The 21,151-nt window shown below is 50.0% G+C and carries 17 protein-coding genes; 1 reads left to right on the top strand and 16 read right to left on the bottom strand.

Annotated elements, in window-relative coordinates:
* Positions 1-173: 173 nt before the first annotated feature.
* A complete protein-coding gene (locus FB479_RS26555; RefSeq protein WP_106652606.1) occupies positions 174-830 on the bottom strand; it encodes a response regulator transcription factor in 657 nt (218 codons plus the stop codon).
* A complete protein-coding gene (locus FB479_RS26560) occupies positions 805-1,875 on the bottom strand; it encodes a PAS domain-containing sensor histidine kinase (RefSeq protein WP_106652605.1) in 1,071 nt (356 codons plus the stop codon). Before FB479_RS26560 ends, FB479_RS26555 begins: the two co-directional genes overlap by 26 nt.
* Positions 1,876-2,038: 163 nt before the next feature.
* Between FB479_RS26560 and FB479_RS26565 the strand changes: the two genes are divergently transcribed.
* Entirely contained in the window at positions 2,039-2,554 is a 516-nt protein-coding gene (locus tag FB479_RS26565) for a GNAT family N-acetyltransferase (RefSeq protein WP_142067269.1), read from the top strand.
* A 48-nt stretch (positions 2,555-2,602) separates the two neighbouring features.
* Here the strand turns inward: FB479_RS26565 and FB479_RS26570 are convergent, their stop codons facing one another.
* From FB479_RS26570 to kdpB, 14 genes are all read right to left on the bottom strand, one after another.
* Positions 2,603-3,577, bottom strand: a complete 975-nt coding sequence (locus FB479_RS26570; protein WP_106652603.1) for a copper amine oxidase N-terminal domain-containing protein — start codon at positions 3,575-3,577, stop codon at positions 2,603-2,605.
* A 125-nt stretch (positions 3,578-3,702) separates the two neighbouring features.
* On the bottom strand, positions 3,703-4,404 hold the full coding sequence (yunB, locus tag FB479_RS26575) for a sporulation protein YunB (RefSeq protein WP_142067270.1): 702 nt from the start codon (positions 4,402-4,404) through the stop codon (positions 3,703-3,705).
* 30 nt (positions 4,405-4,434) lie between these two features.
* Positions 4,435-7,239, bottom strand: a complete 2,805-nt coding sequence (locus FB479_RS26580) for a calcium-translocating P-type ATPase, SERCA-type (protein ID WP_142067271.1) — start codon at positions 7,237-7,239, stop codon at positions 4,435-4,437.
* Between the two features lie 108 nt (positions 7,240-7,347).
* Positions 7,348-8,040 (bottom strand): sporulation membrane protein YtaF, encoded by a 693-nt coding sequence (gene ytaF, locus FB479_RS26585; RefSeq protein WP_088910410.1) that lies wholly within the window; start codon positions 8,038-8,040, stop codon positions 7,348-7,350.
* 204 nt (positions 8,041-8,244) lie between these two features.
* Positions 8,245-9,906 (bottom strand): DUF4179 domain-containing protein, encoded by a 1,662-nt coding sequence (locus FB479_RS26590; protein WP_142067272.1) that lies wholly within the window; start codon positions 9,904-9,906, stop codon positions 8,245-8,247.
* Positions 9,887-10,453, bottom strand: a complete 567-nt coding sequence (locus FB479_RS26595) for an RNA polymerase sigma factor (RefSeq protein WP_142067273.1) — start codon at positions 10,451-10,453, stop codon at positions 9,887-9,889. The genes FB479_RS26590 and FB479_RS26595 overlap by 20 nt, the downstream gene beginning before the upstream one ends.
* A gap of 190 nt (positions 10,454-10,643) precedes the next feature.
* Positions 10,644-12,296: a DUF4179 domain-containing protein gene (locus FB479_RS26600; protein WP_142067274.1), complete on the bottom strand. Its 1,653-nt coding sequence runs from the start codon at positions 12,294-12,296 to the stop codon at positions 10,644-10,646.
* Positions 12,277-12,843, bottom strand: a complete 567-nt coding sequence (locus tag FB479_RS26605; protein ID WP_142067275.1) for an RNA polymerase sigma factor — start codon at positions 12,841-12,843, stop codon at positions 12,277-12,279. Before FB479_RS26605 ends, FB479_RS26600 begins: the two co-directional genes overlap by 20 nt.
* A gap of 122 nt (positions 12,844-12,965) precedes the next feature.
* Entirely contained in the window at positions 12,966-14,297 is a 1,332-nt protein-coding gene (locus FB479_RS26610; RefSeq protein WP_142067276.1) for a DUF4179 domain-containing protein, read from the bottom strand.
* Positions 14,298-14,453: 156 nt separating this feature from the next.
* Entirely contained in the window at positions 14,454-15,296 is an 843-nt protein-coding gene (locus tag FB479_RS26615) for an arginase family protein (RefSeq protein WP_142067277.1), read from the bottom strand.
* Positions 15,297-15,358: 62 nt separating this feature from the next.
* Entirely contained in the window at positions 15,359-16,084 is a 726-nt protein-coding gene (locus FB479_RS26620; RefSeq protein WP_142067297.1) for a hypothetical protein, read from the bottom strand.
* A gap of 12 nt (positions 16,085-16,096) precedes the next feature.
* Positions 16,097-18,427 (bottom strand): universal stress protein, encoded by a 2,331-nt coding sequence (locus tag FB479_RS26625; RefSeq protein WP_142067278.1) that lies wholly within the window; start codon positions 18,425-18,427, stop codon positions 16,097-16,099.
* A 21-nt stretch (positions 18,428-18,448) separates the two neighbouring features.
* Entirely contained in the window at positions 18,449-19,012 is a 564-nt protein-coding gene (gene kdpC, locus FB479_RS26630; protein ID WP_142067279.1) for a potassium-transporting ATPase subunit KdpC, read from the bottom strand.
* 36 nt (positions 19,013-19,048) lie between these two features.
* Positions 19,049-21,088, bottom strand: coding sequence for a potassium-transporting ATPase subunit KdpB (gene kdpB / locus FB479_RS26635; protein ID WP_142067280.1), 2,040 nt, complete (start codon positions 21,086-21,088; stop codon positions 19,049-19,051).
* Positions 21,089-21,151 lie beyond the last annotated feature (63 nt).

Genomic DNA, 21,151 nt, shown 5'->3' on the forward strand with positions numbered 1-21,151 from the left:
ACCTTATTGTAGCAATCGTTGTAGACCCTGACTAAAAAGAATGACCGCTCTTGAGCTAGCAGGCACCTGAGCGGTCATAATCCGTTTTAAATTCTGCTGAGCCGATCCCCTTAAAGGGTACCGTCTACCGTACGTTAGATCAGAGTGCTGGACTATAGAGAACAGATCAAGTCCTACTCAAAATCCAGCCAGCCCTTCTTAATCGCATACCGCACCAAATCAGGCCGCGTACGCAGGTGGAGCTTTTCCATAATGTGCGCTTTATGAGATTCTACCGTCTTGACGGAAACAGTGAGCTGCTCGGCAATTTCCTTGTTACTAAAGCCCTTTGCAATCAAGACTAGCACTTCTTTTTCCCGATCAGTCAGGATGTCGTACTTGGCCTGCTCCTCACCGTTCTTGACCATTTGCAAAAATTCCTCGATCAGAGATTTCGTCGCAGATGGATACAAATACGCCATGCCTTGATTGACCGAACGGATCGCCGTGATCAAATCGAGGTCGGGGGCGCTTTTTAAAATATAGCCGGCAGCACCGGCTTGCAGTACCCGAAACAAGTATTCCTCGTCATCATGCATCGTAAGCACGAGCACCTGAATGTCTGGTGCCGTTTCCTTTAATCGTGCGGTTGCTGTCAAGCCGTTTTCCCCAGGCGGCATGCTCAAATCCATCAAGACGACATCGGGTCGGATTTCCCATGCTTTTTCACATGCCTCTTTTCCGTCAGCTGCATAACCGACGACTTCCATGTCCTCTTGGGCGTTGATCAGCATCCCCAGCCCAGAGCGTACAATCGCATGATCATCAGCGATCAAGACGCGAATGGTCATCCTCTACCCCCTCCTTCGGCACCGGAATTCGGACGATTACCGTCGTACCTTCCTCGGGTGCGGAGCGAATATCAACGGTACCACCAAGCAGCTGGGCACGCTCCTTCATGCCAAACACACCGAGACCTTTGCCGATTTTCAATGTTTTCTCTACTTCAAACCCTACTCCGTCATCCACAATCGTGACGACAATTTCCTTCTCCCTATTCTCGAACATGATTCCCAGATGGCTCGCCTTTGCGTATTTTGCCGTATTGGTCATGGCTTCCTGTACAATCCGGTACAACGCGGTTTCCATCGCAGCGGAGTATCTGCGTTTCTCCCCCTGAACATGCAGCTCCACCTGGATATGAAAAGTCTTTTCCACCCGTTTCATCAACGAACGTAATGCAGGCAGTAAACCGAGATCATCCAGTGCAGACGGACGCAGCTCCAGCGCCATCCGCTTCACTTCCTCCATCGCCTTGGAAGTCATATTCACCAATTCCGTGACATGCTGCATAATCGGTTCGTTCAATTCTCGTTGTCTGACTACGTTCAGTCCCACTAAAATGCTATAAAGCGCCTGCCCTACGCCATCATGCAGCTCCCGGGCGATGCGCTTTCGTTCTTCTTCTTGTGCTTGGATCGCAAAATTCGTCAGCTTGTACTGGTAGCGCTCTTTTTCCACTCGCTGTTGCGCAGACATATCACGCAAAATCATGACCAGCTTCCCCTGCATTTCATCCTCTAGTCTCGCAGAGCTGGCAGCGACAGGGTAATCCACACCTGATTTCGTTCGGAGCCTCATCTCGAATGAAGGCATTTGCACGCGCTTAAAAAAGCAATCTGTGCAGCTCGTTTCTTCCATACACGTTGCCATTCCGAGACACAGCTCGCAAATATGTTTATCTCGAATCAGCTCTTCTTCTGTCCAGCCCGTCATCTGCTCCAACGCAGCATTAGCCTTTACGATTCGTCCCTCATGATCAATCACCAGGATCGCATCACTGACGTTGGCAAAGATCGACTGCATCAGGGAAAGCACTTCACTCGACGTACTCATGCGCTCCTCCTTTTGAGACAATCATTCTAACGTTTATTGTAAAGTTTCCATAAAAGAAAGTGTATCAGGGAATTCCCTTATCATCATTCGAATTGACATTTTATAAAATTAGAATATTATCTAATTAGATAAGTGATAAATTTCGTTGAAAGGAGCTTTTGACATGCCAAGCACTACTCCCTTCCCAGCCCATAGCGCTCGATTGGTTTTTCAGCCCGTCACGGAACACGATTTCCCTGAGCTGCTAACGGTGTACAATTCAAACCCCGATTATATGGATTTTGCCTTTGGACAACGGATCGTCACTATACAGACAGTAGCAGATGACCATCAAGATAATCTGGCGTTTGCGGACTCCTATAGCTTTTCGATAAGAGAAGTACACGGTACCGAGATCATTGGGATCGCCCAGTTCATTTTAAACAATCCCCGCGATAATAACCCTTGGCTCGGCCTTATCATGCTGCACAGCGCCTACCAGCGTCACGGTTACGCTAGAGAATTTCTGGATACGTTAATTGCCTGGTACCGGGAAAACGGCTACACCTCTCTGCATCTGGCCGTTTTGGAAAAGAATAGCCGGGTCGTGCCTTTTTACGAGCGATACGGCTTTGTTGTCTACGAGGAAAGAGAGACGGAAAAGCTCGGTCGCGTCATCTGTATGCAATACACGATCTAGTCATGAACACAAAAAACGGGACAGCAAATGCCATCCCGTTCTTTCTCCTTACTCTACTACGATTTTCTCAGCAGTGCCGATAGGCGGCAGGCTCTTCGTCATCATTGGGCCGTAGAAGGCAACTACTTGCATATCCTCTTTCAGCTCAGCTGGCGAGAGTACTTTATTGTCTCGCGCATTGATAATCACCGTTTTCTCGGTAATGTTCAGGTTGATTTTTTCTTGGGAGGTTTTGGTAATACCGCGACCCTCTACAAGCATTTTGTAATTGCCATCTTTGTCAGCAGAGATGCTCGCTACTTTTCCCGCTGTTCCCAGGACGTCCTGTGTCTCCAGGCCGCCTTTTACCGTGATGCTGAGCGCACTCGTTTGTGGCGGCAAGCTCATCGCCATGAATTTTTCGGTTGTAGCATCTACTGCCATACCCAGCTTCAAGTCTTCTGGCTTCAGCACTTTACCAGCTTCATCCGTAATTTTGGTGTCTTCCGTCAGGTGCAGGATGATGCCAGATTCATAGATGTTCAGTGTAACCGAGTAGCCTTTATCGGATTTGTTGATGTTCGTAATGGTACCTGTGCGCATAGGAGCGATTTCGTCCTCAACTACAGTCACGGCATCATCGGTTACATTCACTTCTGCTTGCAGGATTTCGTCCACGAATTTAACTGGCACATAGGTACTGCCATTCAGTACACGCGGCTCTGCTCCCAATGTTTTGTACATTTTTGCGAAAGGATAGCGATCCTCTCCTTCTTTTGCGTAGCTGGTGATCGCGCCTCTTTGCACTTCTGCTGCTTTTTCCTTGTCGTTCCAGCTTACTTTGAAGCCGAGAGCTTCAGCAACAGGACGAAGTGGAACCAGTACGGTTTGCTGACCTTTATCGAAGATCGCATCTTGTGCGATTGCTTGACCGTTAATGTTAACGGAAAGTTCTTTTACTGGTTCGGAGGTTGCAGATACCACGCTAGTTCCCAAAACGGCCAGTGCCGCGATTGTCATCATTCCTGTACGGATTGTTTTCATGTTGTTACGCCTCCAATGTTCTTGCTTGTTTTTGTGTGTCTCTATTCATTGGACGGCACCATTTCTGAAACGTTTCAAAAAAATTTTCATAGCTGTGTAAATCGTTCGCGTATAAGCGAAAAACGTCACGGCTGGGTTGGGATTTCGTTGTTTCGTGGCATCGGCACATCGGGCTTGCCTGACGGGTTGTCGTACAAATAAGTCGGTACTTTGCCGACGATCAGGGCTTCGGAGACTGGGATTTGTGTGGTGACCGTCTGTTGCTTGGTCGCAAACGGGATAATGACCCGCAAATCGACTTCGACGTGAATGTAGACAGTCACCAGCACCATATTGATTCCGGCTTGCTTCAGGCCTGTTTCCAGCTTCGTTTTGACGGCTCCAATCGGAACGAACGACACCGGAATATCAGGCCCAAAGTGCTCCAGAAAGACGTTTTTGGTAGCCAAGCCTAGTGGTATGGTTGTCTGGACGTGCTCTTGCTCGAATTCCTTCAAGCGATTTTGAATACGGGCTGTCGTTTCCCCCACAATCCGGGAATACTCTTTGAAGTTGAAATTCACCGCTTTGATGCTGCCATTCTCGTCTTTCTCCATGATGACGACTTCGTTGACATCGAGACCCTGCTGGGACATGCGTTTGGTGACTGCATCGGTAATGGCTAGCTTGGCGACCTGCTCTGCCTTGGCCTGGGCAATCAACATCAACGTCGGCTCTACCCTGCGTTCCACAACGATAAACAAAACGATCAATACAACAATAATCAGCAGGAGCCCAGCGAAAATTCTCCTTCTACGTCTTTTCCATCCTCCCCTTCTCAAGCGCACGATGGCTCCCTCTCCCCTTTGGCGGCCCGGTTAGTCAGGACGAACCGTACGCATAGCTGGTCGTTTCTCTTTGCCTGCGCGCTGTCTGCCGCTGGTAAGCACCCCACCGATTCCCGCGACAAACGTAGGAACGCCCGCCGCGACCAAAATTAATGCCCAATCGCGCAGATTCAAATCCGTTGTTTTGAAGATCGGCTGGAGTGCCTCCATGTATACGACACCGATCACGAGCACGATCGACGAAAGCACGGCCCAGACGAGGTATTTGTTTTCAAATACATTGCGGTGAAAAACGCTGTATTGACTCCGGCAATCGAAAACGTGAATCAGCTGCGCCATAACCAACGTGACGAAAGCAACAGTCTGCGCATGCACCAAGTCATTCGGATTCTCTTTGAGAGTCAGCCAGAACGCGAGCAGTGTCATGGCCCCGATGAGGAACCCACGGCTAATGATTTTCCAGCCCAACCCTCGACTGAATATGTTCTCTGCCTTGTTGCGCGGTTGCTGATACATCGTATCTTTCTCCGCCTGATCGACGCCCAGCGCCATAGCCGGCAAGCCATCTGTCACGAGATTGACCCACAAGATCTGGATCGGCACCAAAGGCAAAGGAAGCCCGAGGAGCATTGCAAAAAACATGACGAGAATCTCGCCTACATTGGACGCCAGCAAATAGCGGATGAATTTTCGAATGTTGTCATAGATGTTGCGGCCTTCCTCGACAGCAGCGACAATCGTGGCGAAGTTATCGTCGCGAAGCACGAGATCGGCCGCTTCCTTTGTCACATCTGTACCGGTAATCCCCATCGCGATCCCAATGTCTGAGGTCTTGATTGCAGGGGCATCATTGACACCGTCTCCGGTCATGGCGACAACATGTCCTTGGCTTTGCAGGGCACGGACGATCCGCAGCTTGTGCTCAGGAGACACACGGGCATAGACAGTGACGCGCTCTGCATACTCTGCGAGCTGCTCATCTGACATGTTGTCCAGCTCACGGCCCTCCAGCACCTCTCCGTAGCCGCGCATCAAGCCAATCTGCCGGGCAATTGCTTCTGCTGTCACCTTGTGGTCGCCTGTAATCATGACCGTCTTGATTCCTGCTTGATGGCACAAATTGATCGCGGGACGCACCTCTTCACGCGGTGGATCGATCATCCCGGCCAATCCGACAAAGACGAGATTGTTTTCCAGGGAGCCGATCGGCTGTCCCGGGCGATAGCCTTGCAGTGTCTTATACGCGAAGCCCAGTACGCGCAGCGCTTTGCCTGCCATCCGTTCCGTTTGCTCCAGTACTTGGTAACGAAGCGTCGCGGAGAGTGGAATGAGCTCTCCCTTCCACAAGATGTGTGTCGATCTCGCCAGCAATGCCTCCGCCGCGCCTTTCGTCAGCAAGGAATACACGCCGTCGGTCCCCTTTTCGACGACCGACATCATTTTGCGGTCAGAATCAAAAGGGAGCTCCTCCACACGCTGTCCCTGATTTTTCTGGTTGCTGCGCTCTGTATTGCCGCCCAATGCCTTCGCGGCAAGCACCTTGAGAGCACCTTCTGTCGGGTCGCCTACGACTTGCCAAAAGCGTGACGTCTTGCCCATCCCAAGCAGATTTCGCGTGCTTTGTTCCTCGCATGTCAACCTTGCATTGTTGCATCGGTCTGCGATTCGGATGATTTGCGTGAGCGCTCCGTCACGGGCGGGAGATACCATTTTTCCTAGATAGTGAAAGGCTCCCTCTGGTGCGTAGCCGCTGCCGCTCACCTCATACGTGGAATCACTGTGCCACACTTGGGTAACGGTCATTTTATTTTGAGTCAGGGTCCCTGTTTTATCAGAGCAAATGACAGAGGCGCAGCCTAATGTCTCGACTGATGGGAGCTTGCGTACGATCGCATTGCGCCGGATCATCCGCTGGACGCCGAGCGCTAGCGCGACAGTTACAATCGCCGGCAAGCCTTCTGGAATTGCCGCCACTGCAAGACTCACCCCTGCGAGGAACATCGTAAACAGCTCATGACCATGCCAGACACCAGCAGCAATGACCACAATCGTCAACAGCAGTGCGACGACCACGAGAATTTTGCCCATTTGCTCCAATCGCAGCTGCAAAGGAGTTTCTGCTTCTTCCGCTGTATTCATCAAATGTGCGATTTTCCCGATTTCCGTGCTCATCCCTGTCGCTACGACGATGCCGCTCCCTGTTCCTCCGGTCACCATCGTGCCCATGAACGCGAGATTTTTTTGGTCGCCAAGCGGTACAGTGGATGCTTGCGCTGTTTCGAGCTTTTTCACGTTTTTCCCGACAGGGACAGACTCCCCTGTCAACGCAGACTCCTCAACCTCCAACCGATTGGCAGAAAGCAAACGCAAATCTGCGGGAACACGGTCCCCGGCCTCCAATTGCACCAGATCACCAGGTACCAGCCGCGAAGCCGGTATCATGGAAATGTGCCCTCCCCGGATGACGCGCGCCATCGGGGATGCCAGCTCCTTTAGCGCTTGCAAGGATCGCTCAGCCTTGGCCTCCTGAATAAAACCAAGGATGCCGTTAATGAGGATGATCGCGATAATCGCAATCGCATCCAAGTACTCTCCGAGGAAGTACGAGATCAGTGTTGCAATGAACAGGATGAGTACCATAAAATCCTTGAACTGATCAACAAAGACCGAGTAGAGAGGCTTTCGCTTCTGTTCAGCCAACTGGTTGGCACCTTGTTTAGCCAGTCGCCGCTCCGCCTCCTGCTGAGTCAACCCTTGCGCAGCATCACTATGAAGGGCTTCGGTCACGTCGGCTGCCGCCAGCGTGTACCATTTTCGAATTGGCTGTGTATCCACCTACATCTCCTCCATCCACTTCTCACTCCTTTTCATGTGTATGCAGACGAGCTAGAAAATAAAACAACCCGTCCATTTATCAGGACGGGTCTGTAGTTCGTTAATTGGTTATTTCAAGCTTTTGGCTACTCCAATGCAAATCAACAAAATCGGCGGCAGCCAGGTGAGTCGCGTCAGCCATCTGGCTTTTCCGGCGCGCCTGCCGAGGGCAATTCCTATCACAAGAAGCAAGGCACTCATTACCGCGATACAGAGAGCGACGAGCAGTGGCGAGTATCCCAAAAACGTAAGGCTGATGCCTGCGCCGAAAGCATCCAAAGACAGAGCAAGCCCCAACATGACGGCCTCCCAGCCCATTATATGCCCAGAGCGATCAGCGTCGGCTTTGGAGGGATCTTTTAAAATCTGAATCATGACACCAAAAATGCGGAACTGCGACAATAATACGATGGGTTCCTGCTCTTCCTGTTTTTCTGCGGCTACAACAGCGTTGCTGCTCGCAGCAGTAGACTCCTGAGCCTCTGTCCCCGACCGTGTCGCAATGAGCCGCCACAGTGTAAACAAACCCATGAGGATTAAGACCGCGGCTCCAATATACTTGCCGATCTCGGGGGTTAACCATTCGGTAAGGGATGAGCCTACGAGCATGACACCATAGACAACAGCAAATGAACAACCGGAAACGACGACGAGCGACAAAAAGGGCATTCTCATGTTCCGTAAACCATAGGTCAATCCTACACTGACACTGTCCATGCTGATGGCCAGGGAAACGAGCAGGAGTGCGAGCCATCCGCTCATATGTGGTCACCTCTTTCCCATTGCCTATTAGGTATACGCGAAAAGCTCCGCTGATGTGCAAAAAACGAATCATTGCCATCACGGATGGAAAGTCCTACCATTAAATTAAACATTGTTTAAAACGTTGTTTAGCGGAACGATTTTGCTTCCATTAAATGTGATGAAAAAAAAGAGGCCACTGTCAGCCTCTTCTTTTTCTTTGAACTATTTGATTTCAAAAGGTACTTCCCACTTCACGTCATGTTCCACCATATAGGTAGAATAGGATACCGTGAGCTTTTTCGGTTGTTGCTTCAAGCGCGGAATCGTGATCTCACCTTTGATCTGTACCCGCCCGTCCTTGTCTCTGGTGCTTTCCGTACTCACTGACGCAGGGTAAGTCTTCCCATTTTCATCCTTTACAGACCAATCGCGGTTCTCGACTATGCCTTTTCCTAATGTCCCCTCTATGGTCATTACGGCCTCACCTAGATCTTCGCCGTTACCTGGCTCCCATGCAAAAGAAGAGAATGTAAAGGTACTGCCTGTCTCATCCTTGAAAGTCGCAGCTTTCTTGTCTAGTTCTGTTGGAACCAGATCAAATTTAGGCGAAGCCAGCTTTTTCTCATAAATTTTCTTTAGCTCAAGCTTTAATTTTTGTTCTCCCTGTATCGGGCCAAATGTATGCCACCAATTCAAGACATCGCCTTCTGGTCTTTCTTCCGCTTCTTCTTCTGTTCTTGGTGTGAAAAGAACATTCTCCTTGTTATCAAGCCCATCATCCAATGATTTCATATCCCAAGCTGCTACCACTTCCCCTTTTTCATTGGTGATTTCGTACATCATATTCTCTCCCGAAAAAGCAGGATCACGCTCTTTTTCTGTGATAATGGCCCCTTGCGGATTTTTCCGATCGTACAGGATCGACGTTCGTTCAACCTCCAAATAAGCTGATTTTGGGAAAGTGGTATCCAGCATGACCCGTGTCGCACTCGGGGAAAATTCGATATTTTTCAGCTCAATCCCGAGCCCTTGCGGCGATTGAAAAGCCGTATCCTTGAAGGCAACCGTTTTCGTCGCTTCCTTGGCTTTCTTCATATCAATCGGAACTTCAAATGACCATTTTCCTGTCTTATCAGCGATTTCTGTCTGTTCTAAATGTAAGGTCAGTTGGTCAGGAGTCGCCTCAGTTGATTCGAAGATTTCGTTCAAAAATCGCTCTGTGATAAAAAACTCTCCATGACTTCCCGAATTATCTCCTCCATCATCCTCGAACCAATCTTTTCCGTTCTGATCAATCAGCTTCGCATTCAAAACATGATCTTCAATCTTCTTGCCGCTCTCGTCGTACACATCATAGATGACTGCGATCCTCATCGAGTCAGCCAACAGCTCTTTTAACTCGACAGTAATTCCTTGATCGGTCGCCTTTTGCTCCAGCTTTTGAACAAGGCCTTTATGGACGGCGTTTTTCATACCGCTATCCGCATCCTTTTCAATCTGGAACAAGCTATTCACATAATTCGCAAACGTAGGTGATACAACCGTTCCTGTCACCACCAACGCCGTAAGTCCTGCTACTACCAATCCTGTCTTCTTCACAATATCCCAACCCCTTTGTCTTCTGGTTAGGGAGGATCGCTTTCGCGTAGAACGTGGAGGAACTGCATCAGACAGCTTATCCATGACCTCATCTGTAAACGCATCGGGTACAGGAGCCTCCGGAATGTCGGAAAAATCCTCTTCCTGCATGCCTTCTACCCACTCTTGCAGGTGCTTCTGGCATTGTGGACAATTTTCCACATGCTGCTCCAATCCTTTGCTCTCGGCAGGGGCAAGCTCATCGTTTACGTATAGCTTCAATTGATTAAACATGAAGCATTTCATAAATAGCTCCCCCTCCCATCGTTTTCGCCAGGCTGTCCTTCATCTTTTTGCGGGCGCGGAATAATCGCATCTGAACGGAGCTCTCCGAGTAGGACAGTAGCTCGCTGATTTCCCGATACGACAGTCGCTGTAGGTAAAACAGGACGAATACCTCGCGATACTCTTCATCCAGCAGCATGATGCTGCGTTGCAGCTCTGCGTCCCGTTCCTTTTTCAATAAAGTCGTCTCTGGCGTGTCTAGGTCAATCAGCTGCTCCTCATCGATTTCTACCTGTTCTGTCCGTTTGCGTTTTCGCATTTCATCGAAACAATGATTGCTCGCAATTCGATACAGCCATGAAGAAAACCTGTACTCAGGCCGATAGTCGTGCAAACGATAAAAGGTTTTGATAAACACGTCTTGAGCCAAATCCTGTGCGTCTGGCATGTTGCCGATCATCCTGTACAAATATCCGACGATCTTGCCCTTGTATCTGTCGACAATTTGTCTGTACTGCTCATGATCGCCAGCCAGGATTTGCTCGATAAGTTCCTGATCGTCCGGCATTTTGCTACTCCTCCATCTTTCACAGATCAAGCCAGCGGGGATTGCTGCGCAGCTTCCGTTTTGGTTGATTCATAAGCTATTACGGATTTCCTGGAAAAACCTTTCTCTACTTTTAAAAAATTCTATAATCACTTATCGAAACAAAAAAAGAAGAGGCCTCTGTCAGCCTCTTCCCCTGTCTATCATTCGTCTACTTGATTTCAATCGGTACTTCCCAATTTACGTCGTGCTCCACCGTATATTCAGGATAGGAAATCGTAAGCTTTTTCGGTGCTTGCTCCAATTTCGGAATGACCAGCTCGCCTTTGACCAGTACGCGTCCATCTTTGTCTCTAGTGCTTTCTGGTCTCAATGTCGCATAGTAAATCTTCCCGTTTTCATCTTTTACATACCAATATTTGATGGAGACCACGTCTTTTCCTAGTGTACCCTCTACAGTTATCACAGCCTTACCTTTTTCCTCCCCGCTAGCAGGTGTCCACGAAAAAGAGGAGAATGTAAACGAACTGCCTGTCTCATCCTTGAAAGTCGCTGCCTTCTTGTTTAAGTCTTCTGGAATGAGGTCGAATTTGGGAGAAGCCAGTTTGTTCTCATAAACTTTTTGGAGCTGAAACTTTAACTTTTGTTCACCCTGTAGCGGGCCAAATGTATGCCACCACTTCATGATATCGCCTTCTTGTTTACTGGACAGTCCAGAGACGTAAAGAACATTCTTCTTTTTCGCGATTCCTTCATCTAATACAAACATATCCCGAGCTGCCACGACCTCACCTTTTTCGTTGATAATTTCGTACGCGATATCACCCCCTGATAAAGTAGGTTCGACTTTTTTGTTTGTGATGTGGACTCCTCCCGGATGATCCTTATCATACATGAGCACTGCCCGTTCAAACTCTACGTAAGCTGATTTTGGAACCGTTGAATCCAGCATAACCCGTGTCGCACTTGGGGAGAATTCGATTTGTTTCAATTTAAGCTCAAGCCCTTGTGGTGATTGATACACGGCGTCTTTGAACGCAACCGTTTTGGTCGCTTCTTTCGCTTTCTTCATATCGACCGGAATTTCCAAGTCCCACTTCCCTGTCTTGCCTTCGATGTCTGTTGGTACAATTTTCAGGGTCAGTTGGTCAGGAGTAGCCTCTGCCGATTCGAAAATATCGTTTAAGCTCAGCTCAGCGATGAAAAACTGCCCATGACTACTCCCAGACTCTTCTCTTCCATCCTCTGCCAACCAATCTTTTCCGTTCGAATCAATTAACTGAAGCTTCATAGAGTGGTCTTCTATCTGTTTGCCATTCTGGTCGTACATATCAAAGATAATTGCAATCCTCATCGAGTCAGCCATCAACTCTTTTGCTTCGAAAGTAATCCCTTGATCGGTTACCTTCTGCTCCAGCTTTTGGACAAGGCCTTTATTAACAGCATTTTTCATGCCGCTATCCGCATCCTTCTCAATCTGGAACAAGCTATTCACATAATTCGCAAATGTCGGTGATACAACCGTTCCTGTCACTACCAACGCGGTAAGTCCTGCTACTACCAATCCTGTCTTCTTCACAATATCCCAGCCCCTTTGTCTTCTGGTTCGGGAGGAGTGCTTCCGTGCAGTGCGTACGGGAACTGTTTCGAACAGTTTACCCATGACCTCATCCGTAAACGTATCGGGTACAGGAACCTCCGGATAGGCGGAGAATTCCTCTTCCAGCATGTGATCGACCCACTCTTGCAGCTTGATTTGACATTGTGGGCATTCTACTGCATGCTGCTCCAGTCCTTTGCTTTCGGCAGGGGGGAGCTCGCCATTTTCATAGAGCTTCCATTGATTAAACATGAAGCATGTCATAAACATCTCCCCCTCCCATCGTTTTCGTCAGGCTTTTCTTCATCTCTTTACGAGCACGGAACAAGCGCATCTGAACAGCGCTCTCCGTAAGAGACAGTCGCTCGCTGATTTCCCGATACGACAGACGCTTCAAGTAATGCAGAACGAACACCTCGCGATACTCCTCATCCAACAGCATGATACTGCGCTTCAGCTGGGCGTCTCGCTCCTTTTTTAACAGGGCGGTTTCTGGTGTCTCTGGATCAACGATCTGTTCCTCCACAATTGCGGTCTGTTCCGTCCTTTTTCGTCTTCGTATTTCATCGAGACAATGATTGCTCGCGATTCGATACAGCCATGAAGAAAACTTGTGCTCAGGCCGATAGTCTTTCAATAGGTAAAAGGTTTTGGTAAACACGTCTTGAGCCAAATCCTGTGCGTCAGGCATGTTACCGATCATTTTGTACAAGTAAGTAACGATCTTGCCCTTGTACCTGTCGATAATCTGACTGTACAGCTGATGATTGCCAGCCAGGATTTGCTCGATCAATTCCCGATCGTCCGGCATTTCTACTACTCCTCCATCTATCACCGATCAGCCTTTGGGGAATGCTGCGCAGCTTCCGTTTTGGTTGATTCACCACTAATACGAACGGGCTGGAAAATCCTTTCTCGTTATTTTAAAAAATTTTATTTTCCTGTCAAAAGAGGTACCGCTAAGCTCACATCGCGATGCTCCTTCAACATACTGTCAAAGGTGATCGTCATTTGCTTCGGCAAGGATTTCATCTCCTCGATTTCCAAATTCCCGCTTACTTTCATCCGTCCATTTTGATTGGCGGATTCCTCGATATGGCATACCGCACTGTACTTTTTGCCCTTTTCGTCCGTCACGTACCATGTATCAAACGGGAAGATTCCCACAACTCCTTCCGCTAGCGTCCCCTCAAACTCGATGTTGTAGCGATCCTCTCCGCTGCCCTTAGATACTTTGTGAAACGTGAAGCGAGTCCCATTCTTTTCTGCTGTAACTTGCTTTGCTCCCACACTGGCAGGGTCCAGTTTTACGCTGAATCCTGGCTCTTCCTCTGTATAAACAGCGTGCAGCTTAAAGGTTAGACCATTCGATTCTTTCAGGTCGTGGAAGTAATGAAATTGTCGCAGCCCTTTTTCCACTGGAGCAGACTCGCGCCATTTCATCGTATTGATTACGTTTTTCTGAATGCTCTCATCATGGATAGCGACTGCAGAGTCCCATGCGCCAAGGACGACTCCCTTTTCATTGACAAGCTGATAGCTGAAGTCCTTGTTATTCGAATCAATCACCACTTCTGTTCCACTCGGTGCAAAGGTAATCTCTCGCAAATCGAACTGAAATCCTTGGGGAGAGGTATAGGACTGATTGACAGCCACTGTTTTCGTCGCAGCTTTTGCTTTTTTCAAGTTCACGGGTACCGACAGCTGCCAGTTGCCTTTGGTACTGCCCATCTTTTTCATGTGGAACTCTACGACCAGCTCGTCCGGCAGCTTGTTCCCATCGTCAAAATAGCTTCTGAGCTCGTGTTCAAACAGGATGTAATCGCCTATCTGGTTTGTTTTCCACGACACTTGATTGGGGGATGAGCTATGTAAAACCTTGCCCGCTTTATCCTTGATCGTGATTTCTTGATATTCATGGGTGGGGGCGTGGAAATTATCCCAATACACATCTGTTGCCTTGCCGTCTTTGTCTTTTACCCCGGCGATAATACTGATGCGCAGCGGGTCTGCCAGAACCTCTTTTGCTTCCAAGGTAAAGCCTTGATCGGTCACTTTCAGATCAAGCGGCTGGGCAAATCCATTTTGAGCGGCTTGCAAAATTCCAGGATCTCCAGCCTTTTGCGAGACAAACAAGCTAGTGTTCACAGACGGTGCTGCATTCACCACTGCTGCCGGACTACTTGTGAAAAACGACGGGGACACGAGGATTCCCGTTGATACAACGACTGCCAATGCTGCCACACATAATGCCAGCTTTTTCATAACTGCTCCACTCCTTGTTTTCCTAGATTCACTCTATATTCACGAGAAACAATCGTTCGGTTCACGAGGAGCACGCAAAAAAGAGCCCGACAGCCTGAACGAATCAGGATTACCGAGCTCACTTTCTATCGAATTGATTTCATAGATGGGAGGGCTTTACGCACGTGCAGCTAGTGCCCGGGCGAGCAACTCTACCAGTCTCGTTGCATACTCGCCAGTGGTATCCCTTGCCCCTGAGAATTCCGTTACTTCCATACTTGTCACGCGCGAATCTCGCAGAACAGTCGCAAGCAATGCCTTCGCTTCCGACAAGGACAACCCATTCTCACTTGGCGAATAGGCAGCAGGCATCGCGTCTTTGTGCATGATATCTACGTCGAAATGAACGAGGATTTTGGCATCAGGCGGGATCGATTGGAGCATATGAGAAACTCGTTCCCCGATGCTGCCTTCTGTGAGCTGGGCCAAGGTCATGACGTCAACGCCGAAAGTCTCTCCAGGCATCTGCTGGCAGCCGACAAGGCGGATTCGCTCTGCATTCCAGCCGCTTGGCTCGATCCATTGTCCGCGATCCTGAAGCAAAAACCACAATCCCATCCCTGCTGCCCCAATACAGCGGGAAGCCGATGGAACTACTGCATCGAGATGACCGTCAAGCACGAGCAGATACGCTTTTTCCTGATACCGAGCCTGATGAGCCTGCGCTGTCGCAACAACCAAGCTGCAATCGCCGCCGATCATCAAGACAAAGTCGTCTGTATCGAGCCACTCTTGCGCGTCCTTTTGCAGCAAATCCCAAAACATGCGCGGAGCCGGCCAATTACGAACTGGTGGAATATTATGGCGAGGCAAATCATCGGGAAGATGCAGATTTCCTACATCCTGCACATCCAAGCCATGCTGCTGCAACTGCTCGATCAATCCTGCTGTACGAAGAGCGTCAGGACCTAATTCTGTACCAGAGACATATGCCCCTGTGAAATGCGGGATACCAGCCACTTTTACTTTTATAAAAAGTCCCTCCCAAGGAAATTCATCGTATGAACATCCCTAAAAGTATATCACAGCTTCGTTTGCAATAATTGGATGAGATCACTGACGGACGGCCGCAGCCAACGATCTGGCAAGGAAGCTTTTTCCCCGCGCAGCAATTGGCAAGCAAGCGCATTCGGATGGGCATCTGCACTCAAGAAATACACTTGATTCACAGGCTGTGGGAGCGCATCCATGACTTCCACATATTTGTTGACATACACCTGCAACGCATCCCGATAAGCTGGAGTTGTTAGTGCTGCGCCGCACCACACGTCAATTCCGGTCAACGCCTTGGCATGGGCTGCATCCAAGCTTTTGGCGAGTGAGCAGACAACGAACAGCAGCTTCTCTGGCGCCAGCTTGAACCGCTTCTGATACTGCTTGGCAAAACGGGCGAGTGTCGCATTCCAAGATGGCGTATCGTAGCTGCCGAGATCAGGGATACATTTGAGTGCTCCGACCAGTTGTTCGTCTTTTTTCATAAACAAGAGACCGTCAATCACTTGAAACGAAAGCCCGGTCAACTGCCCGGACAAAAACTCACCCACCCGCTCATGCATGACGCGAGAGATTCGCTGTGAGGATTTGCGCTTTAGCTTTTGCCGTATGCGCACCTCTTCTTCCTCCAGGTAGACCCGTATCAGCCTGGAAAACAAATCTGCCTCCGTAGTTGGCTCTAGTATCAGGCACTCCAAACGGCTATAGGCATCTGCCACGCTTTGGTCCCATTGCCCTTCTTTTTCTGTGCCCATCATTACCCTCCCTCACATCATATCGGGTGCGTGATCAGCCACGACCAGCACATCCATGTGTCGGACCTCCCGCAATAATCGCTGGATGACCGAACCCTCGAGAATTTCCTTCCAGCGGGTCCGCGCCGACTGCCCGATGACGACCTGTGTCGTTCCTTTTTCGTTCATATGCCAAACCAGCTTGGTGAAAACCTTGCGTCGGGAAGGGGCTTCGTATCGTTCGAAACGACCTCCGAGCCGCTCTGTTAGTGCCTTCAGCTTCGCCAGCTGTGTCTCTTCCTCTTCTGTCAGCGACGGATGGTCCTGCACGTAAGCTACATGCCAGGTCGCTTTCAAGCGATACGCGATGCGAAACCCTCGTCGAATCAATCGTTCACTGTCTGCACGCAGGTTGACGCAGACAAAAATCACTTCCCGCTGTCGCCAAGGCCCACGAAGCGTTCGTCGCTCCCACGCCTCCAAGCGTTCATCGACGTCGTCTGCCACCTCACGCAAGGCCAGCTCCCTTAACGCGATCAAATTCCCTGTTTTGAAAAAGTTGGTCAGTGACTGCTCCACCTTTTCCATCGCGTAAATATTGCCCTCCCGCATCCGCTGACGCAGTGCCTTGGGTGAAATATCAATCAGCTCTACCTCATCTGCCTGATGCAGAATATGGTCTGGCACCGTCTCTCGCACGCGGATTCCCGTGATTTGCTCGACGCTGTCGTTTAAGCTCTCGAGGTGCTGAATGTTCATCGTGGATATGACAGAAATACCCGCAGCCAAAATCTTCTCGACATCGTGGTATCGCTTCTCATAGGCACTCCCCGGCACATTCGTATGTGCCAGCTCATCCACCAGCACGACCTCCGGATTTCGCCGGATGATTTCGTCCGTGTCCATTTCTTCCAGCGTCACGTTTTTGTACGGAATGCGCTTGCGCGGGATGAGAGGAAGTCCCCCTACCTGCTCAATGGTTTCTTTTCGTCCATGCGTTTCCAAAAGTCCAATCACCACGTCGATGCCATTTTCGGCGAGCTCATTGCCTTCTCTCAGCATCGTGTACGTCTTGCCGACACCAGGTGCGGCTCCTACATATACCTTTAGCGTCCCGCGCTTGATTTTACCGATTTCCTGCTGCATCTCCTCATCGGAGAGTCGTCGGTACGGATTGGCCGTTACCGCTTGTTCTCGCTTGGTCGGCATGACACGCTCACCGTCCCGCTCGGAACGATCCGCCACGATCAAGATATCGATATTTTTCGTTTGCCGAAGTATCTTATGGACGATGGATCCGTACCATATCTCTTCCCAGCGCGTACGCTTGGACTGCCCCATGACGATTCGGGTCACATTATTCTCCATCGCATAAGCGACGAGCTGATTTGCTACGTCCTTTTCACGTGCAAGCATCTGCTCTTCAAAGATACCTCCGACTTTGTCCACGAGCTTTCCGATGGATCTCTTAAAAGTCGCTTCTTCCTTCGTCAGCTTCTTGGATAAAGGGAGAAAACAGACGACCAAGAGCTCTCCGCCGAGCCGCTTGGCAACCTGTTGTCCGCGCCGAACCAATATCGAGCCGTTCCAATGATACTGGGCAGAAACCAGAACCTTCTCTGTGGCTCCTGACGCCCCCACCATGCCGTGCTTCTCCCGATAATCCTCCAAATCCTCGTTTACGCCCGTAGCTACGAACCGAAGAGCGAGTTCCCGCAGCACATGCAGATTGTCTCTGCGAAACAGCGGATGCTTGGTTCGAGTCGGGTTGCGATCGTCTTCTTGCAGCCGTTTCAGAATGGCTTCTGGCGTAACGTCTAGCAGTTTCACCTCGTCGGCCATGGCAAGCGTATCTTCCGGGACACACTGGTCGATCCGCACCTCTGCCTTCGTCAGTCGCTCTGCCATCTCTTTCATCCCGGCCAATTCGTAAATGTTGACCGTCGCGATCACACTAATATTGTGGTTCAGCAAATACTGAACATCGTCCAGGCTGGTTGGACGCGGGGCATCTGGACGATTGCGATGAGCCAAGCCGTCTACGAGCACGACTTCCGGATCTCGTTCGATAATGGCTGCAACGTCCAGATCATGTCTCGCTTCCCCGAGGGAATACCAGATGATTGGCTGGATTTGCTCCAAGCCCTCCCGCTTTTGCGCCAGCTTGGGATGAGTGGCCTCACCTGAGCCAGCTACGACCACATCCACCCCTTTTTTCTTAAGCGTCTGCCCTTCCATTAGCAGATGATAGGTTTTCCCTGAACCACTGACTGCCCCCAGAATGATTTTCAGCCTGCCCCGGTGCATTCTGGAGATGGACTGCAAGATTTCCTCCGGGGATTTTCGCCGAAACTGCTCTACCATCTCGCAGCCCTCCTTCACTCTTTACTTCTTCATTTCGTCCAAAGCCAAATTCAGCTTCACTACATTGACACGCGGCTCTCCGAATACACCCAAGCTCCTTCCGTCTGTATTCGCTTCAATCAGTGCCTGTAGTTGTACCGGTTCGAGATTGCGTGCCTTGGCTACACGCTCTACTTGTATCTGGGCAGCTTTTGGCGAGATATGCGGGTCCAGACCGGAAGCGGAGTTGGTCAGCAAATCAGCCGGGATGTCTTCCTGCTTCACGCCAGGATTCGCTGCAAGAAATGCGGCGATATCCTTTTGCGTACGTTCGATCAGGGCCGGGTTGGATGGCGCGTAGTTGTTCGAGCCAGAGCCTGCCGCATTGTTATCAATAGAAGAAATGCGTCCCCAGAAGTACTTCGGATCGGTGAAGGTTTGCCCAATCAGTTCGGAGCCGACCACCTTGCCGCTCGCATCGGTGATGAGACTGCCGCTTGCTTGTGCAGGCATGACAACCTGTGCAACTCCTGTCATCGCCAGCGGGTAGGCAATGCCGCAAATCAGCAGCAAAACGAGGCTGAGACGCAAATTTTTCACTATCATATCGGTTCACCTGAGCTTTCTTTTTTTCAATATGAGTTACACCAGATTCAATCCGGTCAAAATCAAGTCAATCAGCTTGATACCCACGAACGGAACGATAATTCCTCCCAAGCCATAGATCACTAGGTTGCGGCTGAGCAGCTTTGTCGCGCTCATCGGTGTGTACTTCACACCTTTCATCGCCAACGGAATCAGGATCGGGATGATAATCGCATTGAAGATCAATGCGGACAAAATCGCACTCTGCGGTGTAGCCAAGCCCATGATGTTGAGCGCACTCATTTGTGGGATCGCCAGCATGAACATCGCAGGAATGATCGCGAAGTATTTCGCTACGTCATTGGCGATACTGAACGTCGTCAATGCACCGCGTGTCATCAAAAGCTGTTTGCCAATCGCCACGACCTCGATGATTTTGGTCGGGTCAGAATCCAGATCGACCATGTTCGCTGCTTCCTTCGCCGCTACCGTACCCGTGTTCATCGCCAAACCGACATCGGCTTGTGCGAGAGCTGGCGCGTCATTCGTACCGTCACCTGTCATGGCGACCAGCTTGCCTGCCGCTTGTTCTTTGCGGATCAGCGCAATCTTGTCTTCCGGCTTGGCTTCCGCTACGAAATCATCTACACCAGCTTCGCGGGCAATCGTCGCTGCTGTCAGCGGGTTATCCCCCGTGCACATGACCGTACGAATTCCCATCCGACGCAGCTCTTCAAAACGTTCGCGCATCCCTGGCTTTACGGTATCCTTCAAGTAAATCAAACCGAGAATCGCATTGCCTTCTGCTACAGCCAATGGCGTGCCGCCCGCCGTTGCAATCCGGTTTGCTTTTTCATCCAAATCAGCAGGAATGCTGCCCTCTTGCTCTGCTACGTATTTTTTGATGGCGTCGACGGCCCCTTTGCGGATGAGGATACCGTTTGCCAGATTCGTCCCGCTCATTCTTGTTTCAGCGCGGAACTCCACGCCTTCGGAATCGGACAATTCCAGTTCAGCAGGTGCCAGCCCTTGTTTTTTCGCCAGCTCTACGACAGAGCGTCCTTCCGGTGTTTCATCATGAACCGAGCTTTGTGCAGCTACGCGGTTCAATTCCGTGCTTTTGCTGTTGCCTACGGTGACAAACTCGGCAGCCATCCGGTTACCATGCGTGATCGTTCCCGTTTTATCCAAAATAATGGTGTTGATGTCACCAGATGCCTCAACGGCTTTACCAGACATGGCAATAACGTTGAACTGTGTGACCCGGTCCATACCCGCAATCCCAATCGCTGACAAGAGTCCGCCAATCGTGGTCGGAATCAAGCATACGAGCAAGGCAATCAGAGTCGCAACCGGAATGGCTGCATTCACATAGTTCGCAATCGGCTGCAAGGTCGTGCAGACGATCAGGAAAATCAACGTCAAGCTGACCAACAGCGTATTCAACGCGATTTCATTCGGAGTCTTCTGTCTCTTCGCGCCTTCTACCAACGAAATCATGCGATCCAAAAACGATTCGCCGGGATCCGTCGTCACGCGGACACGGATGCGGTCACTGACGACACGTGTACCTCCCGTGACAGAGCTGAAATCGCCACCTGCTTCTTTAATGACCGGAGCAGATTCACCCGTAATCGCTGATTCGTCCACTGAGGCGACACCCTCGACGATTTCCCCGTCGGATGGAATCAGCTCGCCTGCTTCCACGATGACCAGATCGCCTTTTCGCAGTTCTGTGGAACTGACGACTTGAATCCGACCATCTTTCCCCACTTTTTTTGCTTGCGTGTCCTGCTTCGTTTTTTTCAAGCTCTCTGCCTGTGCTTTGCCGCGCCCTTCTGCCAAGGCTTCTGCGAAGTTGGCGAACAAAATCGTCACGAACAGGATAAAGCTGACGACGCCGTTATAAAGCGGGTCCGAAGCTCCCCCGAACAAATTAGGCACAAACGTCAGGAGAAGCGTAATGAAGAACCCGATCTCTACCACGAACATAACTGGATTTTTCATCATTACACGCGGGTCCAGTTTTTTGAAAGACTCGACAAAGGCCCGCTGGTACAAATCTTTAGGAAGCGCAACCGTGCGCGTTCTACTCATGGAAAATTACTCCTTCGCCTCTAGTATTCATTTTCAAATCGATGTTCAAAAAGTCGGCTTTTG

Source organism: Brevibacillus sp. AG162, from assembly GCF_006715575.1.
Taxonomy (GTDB): Bacteria; Bacillota; Bacilli; order Brevibacillales; family Brevibacillaceae; genus Brevibacillus; species Brevibacillus brevis.